Below are 17,477 nucleotides of genomic sequence, written 5' to 3'. Positions count from 1 at the left end.
GCCGGGTCCGGTGGATCCGGCCCACGACGGCGGCTCAGGCCTCCTGGCCGGGCTCGATCCTCGACTCCGGACCGGGAAAGATCAGGGTGCTGTGCCCGTCGTTGAGCCAGCGCACCCGGTACGGCGGGCTGCCGTCGGCGTGCTCGATCTCCGTGATGACACCGATCCGCCGCTGGTCGCCGATGTGGGTCCCCTCGACCACGATGTGGTCACCGATGTGGGCTTTCACGCCGTGCCTCCTTTCCCTCGACACCGATACCGCTACCAGTTTCGGGGCGCACCACCCCGGCGGGACAGAGTCGTAGTGCGCGCCTGCGGGGGATACCGGCGCGGGCGGCCCGGGCGTAGCGTCGGAGCCGAGCCACACCCGAAGGGGGAAGCCGATGCAGGCCGTGTCGCTCGGCGAGGAGGCCGATGGCACGCTGGTCCTGACGTTGTGTGGGGAACTCGACTTCACCAACGCCGGGACGGTGGCCGCCGTGATCCGGGAGGCGGTGGCCGGGCACCGGCCGCCCGCGGTCCGCATCGACGTGGCCGGGGTCGGCTTCCTGGACTCGTCCGGGGTCGGCGTGCTGGTCCAGGGCCTGCAGTCGGCGGAGGAGGTCGCGGCCCGGTTCGCCGTCGTGAACCCCGGCGACAAGGTCTACGACCAGCTGCGGATCAGCGGGCTGCTGGAATTGTTCAACGTCTCCGGAGCACCGGGCTGAGCACGCCGATGGACGGCAACCGCGGGTACGCACAACGGCTGGCCGAGCTGGGCGCGAAGATCGAGAAGGCTCGGCTCAGCCCGGAGATCGTGTGCGAGCGGGCGGCCGGGCTGCTCGCCGGGCGCAGCGGCTGCCGGATCGACGACGCGCACTCCCACATGCGCCTGCTCGCGACGCAGCAGGGCTCCGACGTCGGCACGGTCGCCGCCTCGGTGATCGCCGCCCTCGAGACCGGGCTGCCGCTGACCACGGCCGGGCTGTTCACCACCCGGTCGGAGGAACGGCCCGAGCCGGAGCCCCGGCGGCCGGCGCCTCCGCACGACGTGATCGATCTACCGGGCTGGGCAGCGGTCGCGCAGCAGATGCTCGACGTGCTGCCGGGCCGGCACATCGTGGTCAGCCCGCAGCGCGACGACGACGGCCGGGTCGTCGACTACCGGTTCGCGGCGGTCAGCCCGTCGATGGTGGACCTGGCCGGGCGCACCGGCGCGCAGCTGGTCGGCGACCGGGTCAGCACGGTCTACCCGGAGATCGTCGGCGGCCCGGTCTGGCGGGCCTGGTCCGACGCCGTGGCCGACGGCCAGGCCCGCACCGTCGCGCCGGTGTCGTACGTGCACCACGACGACGGCCACGCCACCGAGCACGTGCTGACCGTGCACGTCCAGCCGGTCGGGGCGGGCCTGCTCAACACCTGGGTCCGGCAGGACGAGCCGGGCCGGCTCGCCGACCGGATCGCGCAGACCGAGCGGCTGGGCCTGCTCGGCTGGGGCGAGTGGGACCTGGTCACCGACGCCACGGTCTGGTCCGACGGCCTGTACCGGATCTACGAGCGCGATCCCGCGGACGGCCCGATGCCGCGGGAGGAGTCGGACGCGCTCGGGCTGCCCGAGGACGAGGCGCACCGCCGGCACGCCGCCGAGGCGTTCGGCCGCGGCGAGACCGTCGACGTCACCACCCGGGCCGTCATCAACGGCAGGGTGAAATGGCTGCGCGCGGTGATCGACGCGGTCCGCGACACCGACGGCCGGCCCGTCAAGATCTACGGCATCATCCAGGACGTCACCGTCCGGGAGACCAGCCGCCGCAAGCTCGCCGAGGTCGAGGAGCAGCTCCGCGAGCACCGGCAGAGCCTCGCCACCGAGCACCGGGTGGCCACCCAGCTCCAGCAGATCGTCATCCCCATCCCGGACGCCCCGATCGAGCTGCCCGGCCTGCGGGTCGGCGTGCGATACCTGCCGGCCGAGCAGGCCAGCCGGGTCGGCGGCGACTGGTACCACGCCGCCGCCTGCGGGGACGGCAGCATCATCCTCGCCATCGGCGACGTCGCCGGGCACGGCCTGCACGCGGCCACCACGATGGCGACGCTGCGGCACGGCCTGGCCGCGCTGGCGGTGACCACGACCGGCGACCCGGCGAGCCTGCTCACCCACCTCAACCAGCTGATCTTCCTGGCCGGGCCGGGCGCCACCATCGCCACGGCCACCGGCGTGGTGGCCCGCTACGAGCCGGACACCCGCCGGCTGACCTGGGCGCAGGCCGGTCATCCGGCGCCGCTGCTGGCCCGCCGCGGCGCCACCGCCGAGCTGCCCCGCCCGGAGGGCCCGCTGCTCGGCGCCTCCCGCCGGGCCACCTACGCCACCGCCACCTGCACGCTGGAACCGGATGATCTGCTGGTGCTCTACACCGACGGGCTCGTCGAGCACCGGTCGCGCAGCCTGCGGGACGGCGTCGCCCAGGTGGCCGCCCTGCTCGACCGCATCCTCGCGGCCGGGGAGCCGGAGCCCATGGAGGCCTTCCTCACCCGGCTGCGCCGCGCCAACCCCGACGACGACACCTGCGTCCTCGTCGCCGGCCGGAGCCCGTGATGGACGGGCGCCACCTGCTGCGCCGCGACTTCGGCGGCAACGGCCTGGTCGAGCTCCGTCACCAGGTGGAACGCAGCGCGCAGGACAGCGGCCTGACCGACCTGGCCCTGTACCGGTTCGTCGTCGCGGTCAACGAGATCACCACGAACGCGGTGCGGCACGGCGGCGGCCACGGCCGTCTCGAGCTCTGGCGCACGGCGAGCCGCCTCTACTGCCGGGTCACCGACCAGGGGCCCGGCCTGCCCGCCGATCATGAGACCCGCCGTCCGCCGCCGCGGGCCGTCAGCGGCCGGGGCCTCTGGTTCGCGCGGCAGGGATGCGAGCGCCTGACCATCGAGTCCGGCGCCCTCGGCACCACGATCCTGCTCCAGGCCACTGTTTAAAGAGCCAGGCAGATGCGTACGAGGGTTCCGCCCGGCACCGCGATGCTCTTCACCGAGTCGCAGATCCGTTCCACGATGGCGAGTCCCCGGCCGCCGATCGTCTGCGCCGGCGGCATCGACCGGCCGAACGTCCGCGGGCCACCGCTGTCCGTCACGTCGCAGATCACGTTGCCCTTCTCGGCCCAGACCCGGACCAGCCCGCCGCCGTCGGTGTGCATCAGCGTGTTGGTGGTCAGCTCGCTGACCGCGAGCACGAGCAGGTCGATGCGGGCCGCCGGCAGGCCCAGCCGCCCGGCGCGCTCGGCCACGAAGCCGCGGACCACGCGCAGGTCACCGTGGTCGGCGTAGGACATGCTGTCGGCTTCCGCGGGTGACTCAGCCATGACGGCGCTCGCCGGGACTCTCGGTGGGGGCGCGCATCAGCACGTCGAGCCCGGTCATCTCGAGCACGACAGCGGTCGCGCCGGTAGCGCCGGCCACGTACACCCGCCGGCCGCGCAGCTCGGCCGCGCGGTGGGCCGTCACGAGGGCGTGCACGCCGCTGGAGTCGAGGAACTCGACAGCCGACATGTCGACCAGAACCGTCGGCGCCCGGTCCACCGCGTCCAGCAGCATCGCGGTGAGCCGATCGCGGGAGGCGAGATCGCAGTCACCGGCGAACGCCACGGTGATCCGATCCGGTTCCGCGTCTGTCCTGTCCTCGAAGGTCACCACTTGTTCGCCGTACCCTTCCCCCCGATGGGAAGCACCCCGGCCCATCATGGCACCGGAGGGTACGAAAAGCACCAACCGGATCAATCTCTTTCCGGATGACACCCGCTGGTGCGCCCGCCCTACGAGCCTCTCAGGTCGTGTAGCGGACGTTGACGTTGTCGATGCGGCCGGTGAAGGGGAACGGGGCGCGGTCGTAGTAGTCGAGCGAGACCGGGCCGCCCAGGCACCGGCCGATGTCGAGGCAGTCGTTCGCGGTGAACAGCAGCGGGGCGCTGACCGGGACCTGCCCGGCGCCGAACTTCTCGCCGTCGACGGTCAGCGAGATCGCCAGCGGGCCGGCCGGGCGCGGCTCGAGGACGCTGGTCTCGATCTCGATGGTGGCCGGGCCCGGGTCGAGCCGGCGGGATGAGCGGATCCTGGTGCGCATGAGGATGAAGAGGTTGTATTCGTAGCAGAGGTAGCCGTCGTCGATGAAGCATGTCAGACCGCCGCCGGCGCCGCCCAGGGCGTACAGAACTCCTTGGGCGTCGATCGGGATCTCCGCCTCGATGGTGATCAGATTGGATCGGTTGCCCAGCGCCGGCGCGCAGAACTCCGGCATCCGGGTGATCGCGCCGGTGAAGTTCCACTCCCGGTACGGGGTGGAGATCCGCAGCTCGGGATGGAAGATCGGCACCCACAGCCCGCCGCCGACCGGGTAGACGCTGTTGCGGGCCGCCTCGATCGCGAAGACCTCCTTGAGCTGCGCCAGCTTCTCCGGCATCGCCTCGGCCAGATCGTGCGCCTGCGTCCAGTCCTCGTCCAGGTGGTAGAGCTCCCAGCGGTCGCGGTCCGGCGTCCAGTCGGCGATGCCCTCCGGCAGCCCGGGGATCCACGGCGCGCGCGGCCCGAACGCCGAGGCCATCCAGCCGTCGTGGTAGATCGCCCGGCTGCCCATGATCTCGAAATACTGGGTCCGCAGCCGCCCGGGAGCGTCCGGCTCGTCGAAGGTGTAGGCGAGGCTCACGCCGTCGATCGGATCCTGGGGGACGCCGCCGACCGTCCGGGGTGGCGTGATGCCGACCAGCTCGTAGATGGTCGGCACGATGTCGTTGCAGTGGTGGAACTGGCTGCGCGGCGCCGGATCCGGGGTGATCCGCGCCGGCCAGCGCACCGCCATCGGATTGCGGGTGCCTCCCAGATGGGAGGCGAGAAGCTTCATGCCCTTGTACGGGGCGCTGCCCGCCCACGCCCAGCCGGCGTGGTACTGGTTGTCGACCTTCGGCGAACCGAGGACGTCGAGGCCGCCCAGCTCGTCGAGCGCCCTGAGGTGCATGTCGATCGTGGTGGGGATGGCGTTCTGGGCGAGCAGTTCGCTGATCGTGCCGTTCTGCCCCTCACCACTCGAGCCGTTGTCGCCCCAGATGTAGAAGATCAGCGTGTTGTCGGCGTACCCGAGGCTCTCCAGCTCGTCGACGAGCCGGCCGGCCTGAACGTCGGCGTGCTCGGCGAAGCCGGCCGCCACCTCCATGAGCCGCCGCTGGAACGGGCGCTCCGCTTCCGGGATGTCGTCCCAGGCCGGCAGGCTCGGATCGCGCGGCGTCAGCTCGGCGTGCGGCGGGATCCAGCCCTTCTCGGCCGCGCGGGCGTGCGCCCGCTCCCGGTAGGCGTCCCAGCCGTCGTCGAACCGCCCCGCGTACCGGTCGGCCCACTCCTTCATGATGTGGTGCGGGCCGTGCAGGCAGCCGGTCGCCCAGTACAGGAAGAACGGCTTGTCCGGCCGGAACGCCCGGTGCTTGCGCAGCCAGCCGATCGCGTCGTCGGCGAGATCCTCACTGAGGTGATATCCCTGCTCGGGGGTCCTCGGCGGCAGCACCGTGTCGGTGTTGCGCACCAGGTTCGGCTCGTACTGCGAGGCCTCGCCGGCGAGGAAGCCGTAGAAGTACTCGAAGCCGATGTTCGACGGCCAGTTGTGGAACGGGCCGGCCGGGGTGGTCTCGACCGCGGGCGTGTTGTGCCACTTGCCGAACGCCGCCGTGGAATAGCCGTACTGGCGCAGCACCTCGGCGCCGAGCGCGCTGCTCTTCGGGATCTCGCCGGCGTAGCCGTCCCAGTCGTTGGCGAGCTCGGCGATCTGCCCGTTCCCGATCCGGTGATGGTTGCGCCCGGTCAGCAGCGACGCCCGGGTCGGCGAGCACATCGCCGTGGTGTGGAACCGGTTGTACCCGATGCCCTCCCGGTGGATGCGGGTCAGCGTGTCGGTGCGCACCTCGCCGCCGAACGTGTCCGGCAGCGCCGGCCCGGCGTCGTCGATCAGGATGACGACGATGTTCGGAGCGTCCTCCGCCAGCCGGCGCGGCTCGGCCCGGCGCTCGTAGGTGGACTCCTGCACCGTGCGGCCCGCGGTGCTGGCCGACGGCGTCGGTGGGAAGGGCAACACCTCGTGTGGACTCATGACGCTCCTCGCTCCGGCCGCTCTCATCGAGCCCGAAGCTAACGGCGCCACATCGGCCCCGGCCTCACCCCGCCAGGGTGGACTTCAGTGCTCCTGCTTGATCACGAAGTAGGAGCCGCGGTTGACGGACAGGCCGTTCTCGTAGAAGACGTACGCCCACCGGACGTTCTCGACCTGGAAGGCGGTCGCCTCCAGCGGGGGAGAGGCGATCACGATGCCGCGCTCCCGCTCGAGGACGCGGCTCACGTAGTCGACGGTCGCCTTCGCCTCGCCGGCCGGCTCGACAGTCGAGGCCGGCGCGGCGGTTCAGTACGCTCATGCCGTGGTGGACGCGGGAGCGGTTCGGGGCGCACTGGACAACCTGGCATCTGGTTTGTCGGATCCGGTGGACTTGATCGCCATCCACCGGTCCGACAAGGACGCGGCCAGAAGAAACCCTCAGTTCCGGAGCATGAGGTACGGCGCGTTCCTGCGGGCGTACGCGCCGTTCGAGATGTTCTTCAACGAGCTGATCAGCGCCCACGGAGGACCCCGGCAGGGCACTCCCGCCACTGTGGAGCGCATCCGGGAGCGGTGCGCTCGGCATCTCGGCGTTCCGGACGTGACTCATCGGTGGCGGGCTCGCGTGCGATCGCAGCCCGAGCCCGGTCGCGGCGGGCGCTGGCTGTGGCGAACCATCCAGGAGCCGCAACTGAGCGCCTACCTGCGCGACGCGAAGGCGGTCCGGAACAGGCTCGCCCACGGCGACGATCCGCATACCGCGCCGAACACGTCGGGGACCCTCTTCGACCGCCGGAACGGCACGACGTCCATCACGCTGATGTGGGTGGAGGGCTTCGTGCAGGCCACCCAGGACTTGGCCACGATCACCGCCCTCGAACTCACCGGCGACATGTCGATCATTCCGGGGTGGCCGATCCCGCCCCGCACCGGTGTGAGTGCCGGCCCGCCCCCGCCGCCGTACCCGCTCGCCCTCCTCGGCGACGCCTGACCCGTGCGCCGCGAATCATCCCCGGCGAGGGAAGCGGCCGCCCACCGCGATCGCGGACCCTGAGAGCCGTGAATACGTCGGGTCTCGGGGTGCTGCTCATCGGGGTGTTGCTGTGCTTCGCCGGCGTGCGGTCGCTGAACCTGGCGGTGTTCGGGTCGGGACTGGCGATCGGCTGGCTGATCACCGAGCCGTTCGGCGCCTCGTTCCTGACGGCGCTGGTCGTCGCGGTCGCGGTGGGGCTGGTGGCGCTGCTGCTGGCGCGGTTCGTCTTCCGGGCCGGGCTGTTCTTCGTCGGCGGGCTGGCCGGCGCGGTGATCGGGGCGAAGGTGTTCGGGCTGCTGCAGCCCGAGGGCGGCAGCGTGGTCCTGCTGATCCTGTTCGTGGCGGCGGCCGGGTTCATCGGCGGCCTGGTGACGCAGCGGTTCCGGTGGGGCGCGCTCGCGGTGGTCTGCGCCCTGGGCGGCGCGGCGCTCGTGCTCAGCGGCCTGGCCCGGGCGTTCCCGGACCCGCTGGGTTTCCTGCGTGATCCGGCGAGCGAGGTGGAGGCGGCGCTCACGACCGTCGTCTGGCTGGCGCTCGCCACTACCGGCTGGCTGGTCCAGCGCCGGCAGGTGCGGTCATGACGCGGTATCCGTGCACCGGCCGCCAGCGGTCGTGCAGCGTGGTGATCAGCGAGATCATGATGAGGAAGAACAGCGTGTCGTAGCCGTCGAGCTGCCGGCCGAGCAGCCGGTTCGCGACGCTCGCCAGGACGATGTTGAGCAGCAGCCGGGCGACGAAGGCGAGCGCCGTGGATCGGATGGTCCAGCTGCGCCGGGCCATCGCCAGGGAGATGGCCGCGTTCAGGACGACGGTGATGCCGACGCCGATGAACAGCTCGGTCGTGGTCCCCGTGAAATCGGGGAGCATCTGCGCGAAGACGCAGCAGATCAGGCCGAGCAGCAGCGCTTTCTCGAAAGTGTTCCAGGACCAGACCGCGTCGTTCTTCGTACGCCAGGCGCTCTGCTCATGAGGCTCGTCCATCTGTTCCGGCAGCGGCTCGGGGCGGATGCGCCAGTCCCAGTCGACCGGGCGCAGACGTGGCCGGATCAGCCGCTGGAACGTGATCGCGAGGCCGGCCAGCAGGGCCACGATCAGCCCGAGAATCCAGTGGTGGGCGGCGATCTCGTCGGTGAGGTCGAGCCGGGCCACGTGCAGCCACCACTCCTGGGGCAGCTTCACGACCACCCAGATCACCCCGGCGACGCTGAGCCACCAGGTGGTGAGCAGGGTGACCGGCGACCAGCGGGACCGGATGGTCTCGTACGCGATGAAGAAGTACTCGAAGACGTTGGGGAACACCAGCAGGAGCCAGCGCGCCTGCGTCAGCTCGAACAGGAGAGCCCCGGCGAGCCGGTAGAAGAACAGGAACCGGGAGATCCTGAAGGCGGCCTCGCTCGTCCAGTTGCGCAGCGTCGACAGGTAGGCGATGGCCAGGTAGTAGACGTCCATCGCCTTGTCGTAGGACTGGTAGCCGGGCGGGTCGTACCCGAACGCCTGGAAGATCGTCTGGTCGACGCCGTCGAGCACGAGGCAGGCGATCACGGCCGGCAGCGGGAAGTACGGGATGAGCAGCGGCAGCAGGAACCGCCCCGCGACGACGGCGAGGAAGACCACGGCGACGCCCGTACTCATGATCAGATCTTCGCACGCCCGGATCTCAGGACCGGCTCACCACCCGGTTGCGCCCACCCCGCTTCGCCGCGTAGAGCCGGCTGTCGGCGAGCGCGAGCAGCGCCTCCGGCCCGGCCGCCTCGGTGCTCTCCGCGACGCCGATGCTCACCGTGATCGCCAGTTCCGGATGAACCTCAGCCCAGGGGTACGCCTCGACGCGCGCCCGGATCCGATCGGCGAACTCCCCGGCGTCACCGCCGATCAGCACCGCGAACTCCTCGCCGCCGTACCGGGCCGCCGTGTCGCCCGGCCGGCACGCGGTACGCAGCAGATCGCCGAGCCGCCGCAGAACCTCGTCCCCGGCCTGGTGCGAGAAACGGTCGTTCACCGACTTGAAGTGGTCCACGTCGATCATCGCAACGGCCAGGCCCGGCTGCCCCGCCACCAGCATATGGTCCAGGAACCGGCGGTTCGCCAGCCCGGTGAGCGGATCCTCGAGGCTCTGCTGCAGCAGCTCCTCGGCCCGGCTGATCGCCTGCGCCGTCTCCAGCCGGATCGCCGCGACGTCCGCGCTGCGCTGGGCGTTCTCCGACGCGACCTGCTTGAACAGGGCGTGGAAGCGCTTGTGGTAGTCGAGGGCGGCGCGCAGGTCACCCGCCCGCTCGCAGACCTCGGCGAGGTGCTCGCAGTACCACATCGCGGTGTTGTCGCCGGCCGCCAGCCGCAGCGCCTCGGTGTAGAGCGCGATCGCCTCGTCGTAGCGGCCCAGCGCCGCGCAGATGCAGCCGTGACAGTCCAGGTACTGGGTCACCATGGAGATCACGTCGACGGCCGGGTCGACCCGGAACGACTCCATGACGGCGAGTGCCTCCTCCGGCCGCCCGGCCACCGCGAGGGCCTCGGCCAGGTTGCCGGTCGCGGTCCCCTCGTAGTAGCGGTGCCCGGCCCCGCGGGCGATCTCCGCGGCGCGCCGGCACTCCTCGGCGGCCCGGGTCGCGTAGGCGGTCGCGGCCGCTGAGTCGCCGCGCTCCCGGGCCTCGTACGCCATGCTCAGGAAGACACAGCCGATCGTGTCGATCAGGTTCCCGTGCGCCGTGACCGCACCGTCGAGCCGGGCCGTCTCGGCGGCGCGCTCGGTGTACTGCATCGCGCTCTCGTGCTTGCGCAGCGACAGGTGGACGATGCCGACCGCGGTCAGCGCCACCCGGCGGGCGTCCAGGTCGGCGGCGAGGTCGGCCAGTTCGAGCGCGGCCATCGCCTCGCCGAGCGCCTCGTCCATGTCACCGGCGAGGACCAGGATCCGGCTGAGCGTCGAGCGCGTCAGCGACTCGCCGCGCTGGTCGCCCAGCTCATGCCAGAGACGCAGCGCCCGGGTGCCGGTAGCGAGCCCTTCCGCGTACGCATCGGTGCGGTGCAGGGCCGCCGCGAGCAGGGTCAGCGCACCGGCCAGCGCGAAATCGTCACCCGCGGTCCGGACCGCCTCCTCGGCCATCACCCGCGCCGTCGCGAAGTGCCCGGCGTCGAGCGCCTGCCGGCCGCTGTGCAGCAGCGTCTCTGTGCTCACGGCCGCTGCAATCGGCTGCCCGAACTGGAACCTGAGGGTCAGCCGTCGAAGAGGGCGCGCAGCGCCGCCACATGCCGGGCGTACGCCTTCTTCCCGGCCGGCGTGAGGCTCACCCACGTCTTCACCCGGCCGCGGCCGGTCGGTTTCGCCACGCTCGCATAGCCGGCGTCCTGCAAGACCTTCAAGTGCTTGCTGAGTACGGAGTCAGCCACGCCCAGCATGTCGCGCAGCACGCTGAACTCGGCGCTGTTCATGGCGTCTAGGAAGGCGCAGATCCGCAGCCGGTTCGGGGCGTGAATGGTCTCGTCGAACGGTTCGGTCCCGCGCCGGTCCGCAGCCGGGAGCGGTTCGGTCACGCGCCGGCCCGCAGCTGCGCGCGCAGCGCCGCGTCGAACCGCCGGCCGAGCAGGACGGTCGCCACGAACGTGACGCCGGCCAGGCACCACACCGGCCACCGCAGATCGGTGTACATCCCGACGACCAGCCCGGCCACCGCGACGACACCCAGCACCACGCCCATGGCGATCGCCCACCGGCTCGCCCGGCCGGCGTTGAGCCCGGACACCCACACGCCGGTCTTCCGCTTGTAGGCGCTGACGAGCGCGAACGCCACCCCCACAAACAGCACCACGGTGACCAGCCGCACCACGGTCCCGCCGAAGCTGTAGCCGACCACGTAGCCAGCGGCCGCGAGGCCCAGCACCGGGTGGTACCACCACGGCGTGACCAGCCGGTCCGCCACCGCGGCGCGGGCGTCGGTGATGGCGGCGAGCTGGGCGGCGGCATCGTTTTCCATGACGGAAAGCCAATCACATTCCAAGACGGAAAGTCAAAGGCCGCGTGCTCGCTCAGCCGTAGCACGGCTGGGGTCGCCGAGACTTCGAGCATGGTCGATGGGTGGCGTCGCGCCGACCCTGGCGCTGTGCGGCACCGGCAGCCTCGTCTACGCCTTCTTCACCGAGTACGGCGTGCTGGGACTGGGTGGGGCCGCGTCGCTCGCCTTCGGCGGGTACGGCTGGGCGCTCGTCGCCGCCGCGGTCTCGTACCAGCGCCGGACCAGGCCGATCTGCGCTCTTGAGCGATCGCTCAAGAGCGCGTAGCCTCCGTCTTGAGCGACTGCTCAAGTCGCCGGGAGGGGGAGGTGGGCTCGATGAAGGTGGTGATCGCGGGTGGCTCGGGGTCGCTCGGGCAGCGGATCGCCCGGGACCTGGTGGGGCGCGGCGACGAGGTGGTGATCCTGAGCCGGTCGGTGCGGCGGGTCGAGTGGGGGCGGCAGGTGCACTGGGACGGGCGGACCGTCGGGGGCTGGGCCGCCGAGCTTGTGGGTGCTGCCGTCGTCAATCTCTGTGGTGAGCTGGTCTTCCGGCGGCCCACGCCGGCCGGCGTCGCGCTGCTCACCCGCTCGCGCACCGAACCCACCAGGGCGCTCGCCGCGGCGAGCGCCGGGCTCGATCGGCCGGTTCCGGTGCTCGTGCAGATGAGCACGCTGGCGATCTACGGCGACGCCGGGGAGGCGGTGCTCGACGAGAGCGCGCCGCCGGCCGCGGGGCCGCCGCAGATGGCCGGGGTGGCGCGAGCGTGGGAGGAGGCCGCGGCGGGGATCGCGGCGGGGCGCCGGGTGACGCTGCGGACCGGCATCGTGTTCGACCCCGGCACGCCGGCGTTCGATCGGCTGACGGGATTCGTACGCTGGGGCCTCGGAGGCACGATGGGCACCGGTCGCCAATGGATCAGCTGGTTGCACATCGACGACATGTGCGCGATCGTCCGCCGCTGCCTCGACGACCCGGCCCTGAGTGGCGTCGTGCACGCCACCGCGCCGCATCCGGTCCGCAACGCCGACCTGATGGCGACGCTGCGCCGCACGATGGGGCGAACCGTCGGCCTGCCGGCGCCCGCGCCGCTGGTCCGGCTCGGCTCGGTCGTGCTGCGCGCCGACCCGATGCTGGCGCTGTCCGGCCGGCACTGCGTCCCGCGCCGGCTGCAGGACGCCGGCTTCGGCTTCGAGTATCCCGAGCTGGAACCGGCCGTCGCGAACCTGCTGAAGAAACGCGAAAGGGCCGCCCGCCGATGAGCGGGCCGCCCTTGTCGTCGCAGAAAAGCCAGTCGCAGGAAAGCCAGGGGGAGGGAGAAGCTAGAACCAGACTTTTCGACCACCGACCGGGCGGCCGACCGCACCGAGGATCCAGAGCACCGCGCCGACCACCAACAGGATGATGCCGATCGTGTAGAGGATCGACACCTTCAGCAGGATGCCCAACAGCAAGAGGATGAGTCCGAGTACCAGCATGACTGTGCTCCGTTTCGTCGGCGGGTCTCTCCCGCCGACCCACCTGTACCCAACCCCTCGAAATACCAATCAGGATCCGCCGAGCGCCCCCAGCAGGCGGTCCACTTCGGCCTCGGTGTTGTAGTGGTAGAGGCTCGCGCGCACCGCCCCGCCGGAGTCGCGCAGGCCCGCCGCGGTGAAGTATTCGACGGCGTAGTAGTCGCCGTGCGAGACGCAGATGCCCTGGGCGCCGAGGGCCTGCGCGGTCGCGGCGGGGGTCTGGCCGGCGACGCGGAAGGAGACGGTGGGGCAGCGGCCGGCCGGCGCCGGGAGCACCGTGATCGTGTCGATCGTGGACAGTCCGGTGAGCAGGCGGTCGAGCAGCCGGTCCTCGTACTCGGCAACCGCCGCCATGCTCGCCAGCAGCCGGGACCGGCGGTCACCTTCCCCGGGAACGAGAGACGCCAGGTGCTCGACGGCCGCGGTGATGCCGGCGAGCAGTTCGAAGCTGAGCGTGCCCTGCTCGAAGCGGTCCGGGACGCGGGCGGGGGAGGGGATCAGCTTGACCGGGTGCAGGGTCTCCCACAGCGCGGGCGCGGCCACGACCGCGGCATAGTGCGGTCCCGACCATTTGTACGCGCTGGTCACGTAGAAGTCGGCGCCCAGCGCGGCGATGTCGGTCGGGCGGTGCGCGGTGGCGTGCACGCCGTCGACGTAGACGAGCGCACCCGCGGCGTGCGCGAGATCAGCGATCTCGCGCACCGCCGGCATGGTTCCGGCGACGTTACTGGCCGCGGTCAGAGCGACCACACGGGTACGGGGACCGACCAGTTCCCGGTATTGCCGCGGGTCGAGCTCACCGGTCGACGGATCGACCTCGGCCCACCGCACGGTCGCGCCGGTCTGCACCCACGGACGCACGTTCGCGTCGTGGTCGAGCCGGGACAGCACCACCTCGTCGCCCGGTTCCCAGCCCCGCGCGAGGGTGCGGGCCACCAGGTAGGTCAGCGCGGTGGCGCTCGGCCCGAAGACCACCCCCTCGGGTACGCCGCCGACGAGGTCGGCCACCGCGGACCGCGCCGCCGCGACGATCTCGCCGGAGCGGCGGGCCGGTTCGTGGGCGGTGCCGCGGTTCGACACGGCGGTGCGCATCACGCCGGCGATCGCGTCGATGACCGCGGCGGCCGGTTGGGTGCCGCCCGCCCCGTCGAGCTGGACGAAACCCTCCGCGAGGGCGGGATAGCCGGACCGGGCACGTGCGACGTCGAAGATCATGTACCGATCAGAACACGGCGGGCCGGGGAGCCGCGGGGCCGGGGTTACCATCCGGCATGGTCGATACGTGGGGGGTTCAGCGGGAGCTGTTCGACGTCCCGGACGAGGTCGCGTACTTCAACGCGGCCAGCCTGTCGCCGATGCTGCACGCGGTCCGGGAGGCGGGGGACTCGGCGCTGCGGCGGCGCGCCCGGCCGTGGGGAATCGCCGAGGCCGGCTGGTTCGACGACGTGGAGAGGTTGCGGGCGCTCGCGGCGAGGCTGGTGGCCGGGGACGCCGAGGGGATCGCGCTGGTGCCGGCGACCAGCTACGGATTCGCGGTCGCGGCGGCCAACCTGCCCCTGGCGGCCGGCAAGGGGATCCTGGTCCTGGCCGACGAGTATCCGTCCGGGATCTACACCTGGCGCCGCACCGGCGCGGAGATCCGCACCGTGACCCGCGAGCCCGGCCAGACGTGGACGGACGCCGTGCTGGCCGCCCTCGACGAGCGGATCGGCATCGTGTCGGTGCCGAACGTGCACTGGACCGACGGAGGTGTGGTCGACCTGGCGCGGGTCTCCGCCCGTACCCATGAGGTCGGCTCTTCTCTCGTCATCGACGCCAGCCAATCGCTGGGCGTGATGCCGCTCGACGTCGCGGTGGTACGGCCCGACTTCGTGATCTCGGTGGGCTACAAGTGGCTGCTCGGACCGTTCGGGCGCGGCTATCTGTGGGTGGCCGAGCAGCACCGGGACGGACGGCCGCTGGAGGAGAACTGGATCCTGCGGGCCGGCTCGGACGACTTCGCCCGGCTCGTCGACTACCGCGACGACTATCTGCCCGGCGCCCGCCGCTACGACCAGGGCGCCCGGACCCTCTTCGAGCTGACCCCGATGGCGATCGCCGCCCTCGAGCAGATCCTCGCCTGGGACCCGGCCCGGATCGCCGCCACCCTCGCCACGATCACCGGCGACATCGCCGGCCGGCTGACCGCCGCCGGCCTCGGCGTCACCGAACCGCGGGGCCCGCACCTGCTCGGCGTCCGCGTCCCCGGCGGCGGCGCGGACCGGGCGGCCGCCGCGCTCAAGGCCGCGCACTGCTTCGTGGCCCGCCGCGGCGACGCCATCCGGATATCCCCGCACCTGCACATCACCCCGGCCGACACCGATCGCCTGGTCAGCACCCTGATCGAAAGTGCCTGACAGCGGCGAGGCATCGCGCCCGCGCTTCAGCGCCGGCGTGCCGGCAACCGCCGCAAGAGGGTCGTCTGCGTCCACCAGGTGCCGGCGGAGGCGCAGGCCACCGAGATGACGGCAACGACGAGGGTGCCGGCGGCGCCGGACGGGATGCCCACGCCGGCGACGAGCGTGGCGCCGAGCATCATCGCGAGGATGCCGATCACGACACCGGCGATCAGGGATGACAGCACCACCGCGGCCGACGGGCCACGCAGGTGGGGCGTCGACCGGTAGCCCAGGCCAGGAGGAGGCACAGTGGTCGGCTCAGGGGCCCCGGTCGGAGTTGTCCTCGGCGGCATCTGCTCATTGGAGCAGCAGCGGGGCGAATCCGCCAGCACGCGTCGACCAGATGACTATCGGTGGAACGATGGATGTCATCCATCCTGGGTACTCCAGATAGGATGATCGTGACTCCCGGCTCTCGACGCGCGGTCAAGCCGTCATCGCCGGCGAACCCTTCCAGTGGATAGGGAAGTGATGGACGCTTCCTCGATTCTCTCTCCCGTCGGAATAACGCTCCTGGTGCTCCTCGGAGCGTCCGCCACCGCGCTGTGGATCAACCGGGCCCAGGCGATCAGTACCCTGTACCGGTGGTTCAGCCCGTCGCCGCGGATGCGGGATGCGCTGCGACCCGTCGCCGACACCCTGGTCCCCGACTGGCGCCGGGACAGTGGCTGGCCGCGGAGTCGTTACTCGGCGGCATGGCGCATCAGCGAACTCCGCAAGCTGGGAAAACCGCCCTTTCTGGTGGTCGGCGGGGTCTATCTGGACATCAGCATCCGCCCGGTCCGGGTTTCGAAGCTCGAGGACAACGAGTTCTACGACCTGGACACTCCGGTGGTCGGCTGCGGTGGCTCGGCTCTGCACTTCGGCCAGGAGCTGTACCGGCGTGCCGGGATCAAGAGCCGCCTCTACACCCGGCTGGGCAAGTCCGACCAGCTGCGGGCCATCATCCGGCGCGAACCCTGGATCCGAGGCCGGCGCCCCCGAATCGATCGCGGCGGGCAGAGCGGGGTCTCCCTGCACCTCATCCAGGACGAGGGGCAGTTCCATACGACGTTCACCCACACCGGCGTGGTGGCCCGGCTGAGCTGGTCCGACATCAAGCACCACATCGGCCGGCGGGCGCAGCGGGGTGGCGTGCTCTACATCGCCGGCTTCTTCCGCACCGGACTCTGCGTCGATCTCCGCGAGACGCTGGCGCGATTCCCCTACAAGTTGCTGGTCTGCCTGGAGCACGGACGCTTCAAGGCGAAGGCGAATCCCAGCGCCAACGCCGCGCTGCAACTCGCCTTCGAGGAACAGCTCGTCGACGTCTACCTGTGCACCGACGCCGAACTGTGCGAGCTCATGTCCGCGTGCGGCCTCGTGGTGGACCGGCGCAACGGGCCCGCGGCGGCGCTGACCTACTTCGCTCGTCAGCGCACCCCGCCGCAGATCGTCGTGGTCCGCAGCCGGGCTGGCGACGGCACGGCGCTGGCGCACGTTCTATTCGGCGGCGAAGTGTTCGAGGTGGCGGGGCAGGGCGCGCCCCCGCCCCACGGGATCGGCTCGAAGGGCCGCTTCATGGCCACCTTCGTGCACGAGCTGGTCACCGGCCGACCCGACGAGGATCCGCGGCGCGTCGTCGTGCACGCGGCCGAGCAGGCCGTGCAGTCGTGGGTCGGCCACAATCGAAAGGAGCGCGATGTTTCACCCCGCTAATTTCTTCGATGTCGCGGGCATCGACGTGGGTCGGCCGCTCGGTGACTTCGCCACCGTCTGGGAGATCCTCGGCAGTCTGCCCGAGCTGGTGGACACCCTGCTCGGGTCCCAGAGGATCATCAAGGGCTCGGTCGCCCGGACGGCGGTCGTCGACGACGGGCCGGTCTACATCGCGGAGAACGCGACCATCGAGCCGGGCGTCTACGTCAAAGGCCCGGCCTACATCGGTCCGGGGGTGACCATCCGGCACGGCGCCTACGTGCGTGAGGCCTGCGTCTTCCTCGACGGGAGCCTGCTGGGGCACGCCAGCGAGGCCAAGAACGCGCTGTTCCTGCCGGGGGCGAAGGCGCCGCACTTCGCCTACGTGGGTGACAGCATCCTCGGCCGCCGGGTCAATCTGGGCGCCGGCACCAAGCTGAGCAACCTTCCGATCGTGGGTGGCCGGCAGCCGGACGGCCGGCGCAGGAGCATCCTCATTCCGGCGGGTGGAAAGCAGGTGGACACCGGGTTGAGCAAACTCGGCGCCGTTCTCGGTGACGACGTCGAGGTTGGGTGCAACGCCGTACTGAACCCGGGCGTCGTGGTCGGCCCGCGGTCGCTCATCTATCCGAACGCCACCCTGCGCAAGGGGCTCTACTCGGCGGCGACCCTCTTCAAGCTGCGCCAGACGATCGACATCGACGAGCGGAAGTGACGGTGGT

At 71.4% G+C, this 17,477-nt stretch carries 22 protein-coding genes; 10 read left to right on the top strand and 12 right to left on the bottom strand.

Features of this window, described 5'->3' with window-relative positions; genetic code table 11:
• Window positions 1-34: 34 nt before the first annotated feature.
• Complete coding sequence (locus AB0G10_RS14890; protein WP_360920424.1) at window positions 35-229, bottom strand: DUF1918 domain-containing protein; 195 nt, start codon at window positions 227-229, stop codon at window positions 35-37.
• 154 nt (window positions 230-383) lie between these two features.
• Between AB0G10_RS14890 and AB0G10_RS14885 the strand changes: the two genes are divergently transcribed.
• Genes AB0G10_RS14885 through AB0G10_RS14875 form a run of 3 tightly spaced genes read left to right on the top strand, consistent with a single transcriptional unit; the run spans window position 384 to window position 2,955 of the window.
• Window positions 384-707, top strand: coding sequence for an STAS domain-containing protein (locus AB0G10_RS14885; protein ID WP_360920421.1), 324 nt, complete (start codon window positions 384-386; stop codon window positions 705-707).
• Window positions 708-715: 8 nt separating this feature from the next.
• Window positions 716-2,572 (top strand): SpoIIE family protein phosphatase, encoded by a 1,857-nt coding sequence (locus AB0G10_RS14880; RefSeq protein WP_360920418.1) that lies wholly within the window; start codon window positions 716-718, stop codon window positions 2,570-2,572.
• Window positions 2,572-2,955 (top strand): ATP-binding protein, encoded by a 384-nt coding sequence (locus tag AB0G10_RS14875; RefSeq protein ID WP_360920415.1) that lies wholly within the window; start codon window positions 2,572-2,574, stop codon window positions 2,953-2,955. The genes AB0G10_RS14880 and AB0G10_RS14875 overlap by 1 nt, the downstream gene beginning before the upstream one ends.
• On the opposite strand, the gene AB0G10_RS14870 is transcribed toward AB0G10_RS14875, so the two are convergent.
• The 4 genes from AB0G10_RS14870 to AB0G10_RS14855 all read right to left on the bottom strand — a co-directional run bounded on the left by AB0G10_RS14870 (window position 2,952) and on the right by AB0G10_RS14855 (window position 6,349).
• A complete protein-coding gene (locus tag AB0G10_RS14870) occupies window positions 2,952-3,338 on the bottom strand; it encodes an ATP-binding protein (RefSeq protein WP_360920412.1) in 387 nt (128 codons plus the stop codon). The genes AB0G10_RS14875 and AB0G10_RS14870 overlap by 4 nt on opposite strands.
• Entirely contained in the window at window positions 3,331-3,669 is a 339-nt protein-coding gene (locus tag AB0G10_RS14865) for an STAS domain-containing protein (RefSeq protein WP_360920409.1), read from the bottom strand. The genes AB0G10_RS14870 and AB0G10_RS14865 overlap by 8 nt, the downstream gene beginning before the upstream one ends.
• A 130-nt stretch (window positions 3,670-3,799) precedes the next feature.
• Complete coding sequence (locus tag AB0G10_RS14860) at window positions 3,800-6,103, bottom strand: arylsulfatase (protein ID WP_360920406.1); 2,304 nt, start codon at window positions 6,101-6,103, stop codon at window positions 3,800-3,802.
• An 84-nt stretch (window positions 6,104-6,187) separates the two neighbouring features.
• Window positions 6,188-6,349 (bottom strand): hypothetical protein, encoded by a 162-nt coding sequence (locus AB0G10_RS14855; protein WP_360920403.1) that lies wholly within the window; start codon window positions 6,347-6,349, stop codon window positions 6,188-6,190.
• 205 nt (window positions 6,350-6,554) lie between these two features.
• Between AB0G10_RS14855 and AB0G10_RS14850 the strand changes: the two genes are divergently transcribed.
• Both AB0G10_RS14850 and AB0G10_RS14845 read left to right on the top strand, forming a co-directional pair.
• Window positions 6,555-7,094 (top strand): hypothetical protein, encoded by a 540-nt coding sequence (locus AB0G10_RS14850; protein WP_360920400.1) that lies wholly within the window; start codon window positions 6,555-6,557, stop codon window positions 7,092-7,094.
• 68 nt (window positions 7,095-7,162) lie between these two features.
• Complete coding sequence (locus AB0G10_RS14845) at window positions 7,163-7,717, top strand: hypothetical protein (RefSeq protein WP_360920398.1); 555 nt, start codon at window positions 7,163-7,165, stop codon at window positions 7,715-7,717.
• Here the strand turns inward: AB0G10_RS14845 and AB0G10_RS14840 are convergent.
• From AB0G10_RS14840 to AB0G10_RS14825, 4 genes are read right to left on the bottom strand one after another with little or no spacing between them, the layout of a single operon-like run.
• Entirely contained in the window at window positions 7,677-8,768 is a 1,092-nt protein-coding gene (locus AB0G10_RS14840) for a hypothetical protein (protein ID WP_360920395.1), read from the bottom strand. The two genes, AB0G10_RS14845 and AB0G10_RS14840, sit on opposite strands and share 41 nt — an antisense overlap.
• A 25-nt stretch (window positions 8,769-8,793) precedes the next feature.
• Entirely contained in the window at window positions 8,794-10,311 is a 1,518-nt protein-coding gene (locus AB0G10_RS14835; protein ID WP_360920392.1) for a tetratricopeptide repeat-containing diguanylate cyclase, read from the bottom strand.
• A 38-nt stretch (window positions 10,312-10,349) separates the two neighbouring features.
• On the bottom strand, window positions 10,350-10,667 hold the full coding sequence (locus AB0G10_RS14830) for a transcriptional regulator (protein WP_360920389.1): 318 nt from the start codon (window positions 10,665-10,667) through the stop codon (window positions 10,350-10,352).
• Entirely contained in the window at window positions 10,664-11,107 is a 444-nt protein-coding gene (locus AB0G10_RS14825; protein WP_360920386.1) for a hypothetical protein, read from the bottom strand. Before AB0G10_RS14825 ends, AB0G10_RS14830 begins: the two co-directional genes overlap by 4 nt.
• 97 nt (window positions 11,108-11,204) lie before the next feature.
• Between AB0G10_RS14825 and AB0G10_RS14820 the strand changes: the two genes are divergently transcribed.
• Both AB0G10_RS14820 and AB0G10_RS14815 read left to right on the top strand, forming a co-directional pair.
• Window positions 11,205-11,411 (top strand): hypothetical protein, encoded by a 207-nt coding sequence (locus tag AB0G10_RS14820; RefSeq protein WP_360920383.1) that lies wholly within the window; start codon window positions 11,205-11,207, stop codon window positions 11,409-11,411.
• Window positions 11,412-11,461: 50 nt separating this feature from the next.
• Window positions 11,462-12,385 carry a TIGR01777 family oxidoreductase gene (locus AB0G10_RS14815; protein ID WP_360920381.1) on the top strand — a complete coding sequence of 308 codons (924 nt, stop codon included), beginning with the start codon at window positions 11,462-11,464 and terminating at the stop codon, window positions 12,383-12,385.
• 60 nt (window positions 12,386-12,445) lie between these two features.
• Here the strand turns inward: AB0G10_RS14815 and AB0G10_RS14810 are convergent, their stop codons facing one another.
• Together AB0G10_RS14810 and AB0G10_RS14805 are read right to left on the bottom strand one after the other, a co-directional pair.
• Window positions 12,446-12,601, bottom strand: a complete 156-nt coding sequence (locus AB0G10_RS14810; protein WP_360920378.1) for a hypothetical protein — start codon at window positions 12,599-12,601, stop codon at window positions 12,446-12,448.
• A gap of 69 nt (window positions 12,602-12,670) precedes the next feature.
• Window positions 12,671-13,855, bottom strand: coding sequence for a cysteine desulfurase-like protein (locus AB0G10_RS14805; protein WP_360920375.1), 1,185 nt, complete (start codon window positions 13,853-13,855; stop codon window positions 12,671-12,673).
• Window positions 13,856-13,911: 56 nt separating this feature from the next.
• Between AB0G10_RS14805 and AB0G10_RS14800 the strand changes: the two genes are divergently transcribed.
• The gene (locus tag AB0G10_RS14800; RefSeq protein WP_360920372.1) at window positions 13,912-15,036 is read left to right on the top strand and encodes an aminotransferase class V-fold PLP-dependent enzyme; all 1,125 of its coding nucleotides are present in this window, start codon (window positions 13,912-13,914) and stop codon (window positions 15,034-15,036) included.
• A gap of 26 nt (window positions 15,037-15,062) precedes the next feature.
• On the opposite strand, the gene AB0G10_RS14795 is transcribed toward AB0G10_RS14800, so the two are convergent.
• The gene (locus tag AB0G10_RS14795) at window positions 15,063-15,326 is read right to left on the bottom strand and encodes a hypothetical protein (protein ID WP_360920369.1); all 264 of its coding nucleotides are present in this window, start codon (window positions 15,324-15,326) and stop codon (window positions 15,063-15,065) included.
• 268 nt (window positions 15,327-15,594) lie between these two features.
• Between AB0G10_RS14795 and AB0G10_RS14790 the strand changes: the two genes are divergently transcribed.
• Both AB0G10_RS14790 and AB0G10_RS14785 read left to right on the top strand, forming a co-directional pair.
• On the top strand, window positions 15,595-16,776 hold the full coding sequence (locus AB0G10_RS14790) for a hypothetical protein (RefSeq protein WP_360920366.1): 1,182 nt from the start codon (window positions 15,595-15,597) through the stop codon (window positions 16,774-16,776).
• Window positions 16,760-17,470, top strand: coding sequence for a hypothetical protein (locus AB0G10_RS14785; RefSeq protein WP_360920363.1), 711 nt, complete (start codon window positions 16,760-16,762; stop codon window positions 17,468-17,470). The genes AB0G10_RS14790 and AB0G10_RS14785 overlap by 17 nt, the downstream gene beginning before the upstream one ends.
• Window positions 17,471-17,477: the final 7 nt, after the last annotated feature.

The organism is Actinoplanes sp. NPDC023714 (genome assembly GCF_040639855.1).
In the GTDB taxonomy this organism is placed as follows: Bacteria; Actinomycetota; Actinomycetes; order Mycobacteriales; family Micromonosporaceae; genus Actinoplanes.
This window is presented reverse-complemented; position numbering and strand designations above follow the sequence as displayed.

Bases quoted from the DNA above. Each gene is read 5' to 3' on its own strand.
- AB0G10_RS14885 (WP_360920421.1), top strand. From the start codon at position 384: ATGCAGGCCGTGTCGCTCGGCGAGGAGGCCGATGGCACGCTGGTCCTG.
- AB0G10_RS14880 (WP_360920418.1), top strand. From the start codon at position 716: ATGGACGGCAACCGCGGGTACGCACAACGGCTGGCCGAGCTGGGCGCG.
- AB0G10_RS14875 (WP_360920415.1), top strand. From the start codon at position 2,572: ATGGACGGGCGCCACCTGCTGCGCCGCGACTTCGGCGGCAACGGCCTG.
- AB0G10_RS14870 (WP_360920412.1), bottom strand. From the start codon at position 3,338: ATGGCTGAGTCACCCGCGGAAGCCGACAGCATGTCCTACGCCGACCAC.
- AB0G10_RS14860 (WP_360920406.1), bottom strand. From the start codon at position 6,103: ATGAGTCCACACGAGGTGTTGCCCTTCCCACCGACGCCGTCGGCCAGC.
- AB0G10_RS14850 (WP_360920400.1), top strand. From the start codon at position 6,555: ATGAGGTACGGCGCGTTCCTGCGGGCGTACGCGCCGTTCGAGATGTTC.
- AB0G10_RS14840 (WP_360920395.1), bottom strand. From the start codon at position 8,768: ATGAGTACGGGCGTCGCCGTGGTCTTCCTCGCCGTCGTCGCGGGGCGG.
- AB0G10_RS14825 (WP_360920386.1), bottom strand. From the start codon at position 11,107: ATGGAAAACGATGCCGCCGCCCAGCTCGCCGCCATCACCGACGCCCGC.
- AB0G10_RS14820 (WP_360920383.1), top strand. From the start codon at position 11,205: ATGGGTGGCGTCGCGCCGACCCTGGCGCTGTGCGGCACCGGCAGCCTC.
- AB0G10_RS14815 (WP_360920381.1), top strand. From the start codon at position 11,462: ATGAAGGTGGTGATCGCGGGTGGCTCGGGGTCGCTCGGGCAGCGGATC.
- AB0G10_RS14810 (WP_360920378.1), bottom strand. From the start codon at position 12,601: ATGCTGGTACTCGGACTCATCCTCTTGCTGTTGGGCATCCTGCTGAAG.
- AB0G10_RS14805 (WP_360920375.1), bottom strand. From the start codon at position 13,855: ATGATCTTCGACGTCGCACGTGCCCGGTCCGGCTATCCCGCCCTCGCG.
- AB0G10_RS14800 (WP_360920372.1), top strand. From the start codon at position 13,912: ATGGTCGATACGTGGGGGGTTCAGCGGGAGCTGTTCGACGTCCCGGAC.
- AB0G10_RS14785 (WP_360920363.1), top strand. From the start codon at position 16,760: ATGTTTCACCCCGCTAATTTCTTCGATGTCGCGGGCATCGACGTGGGT.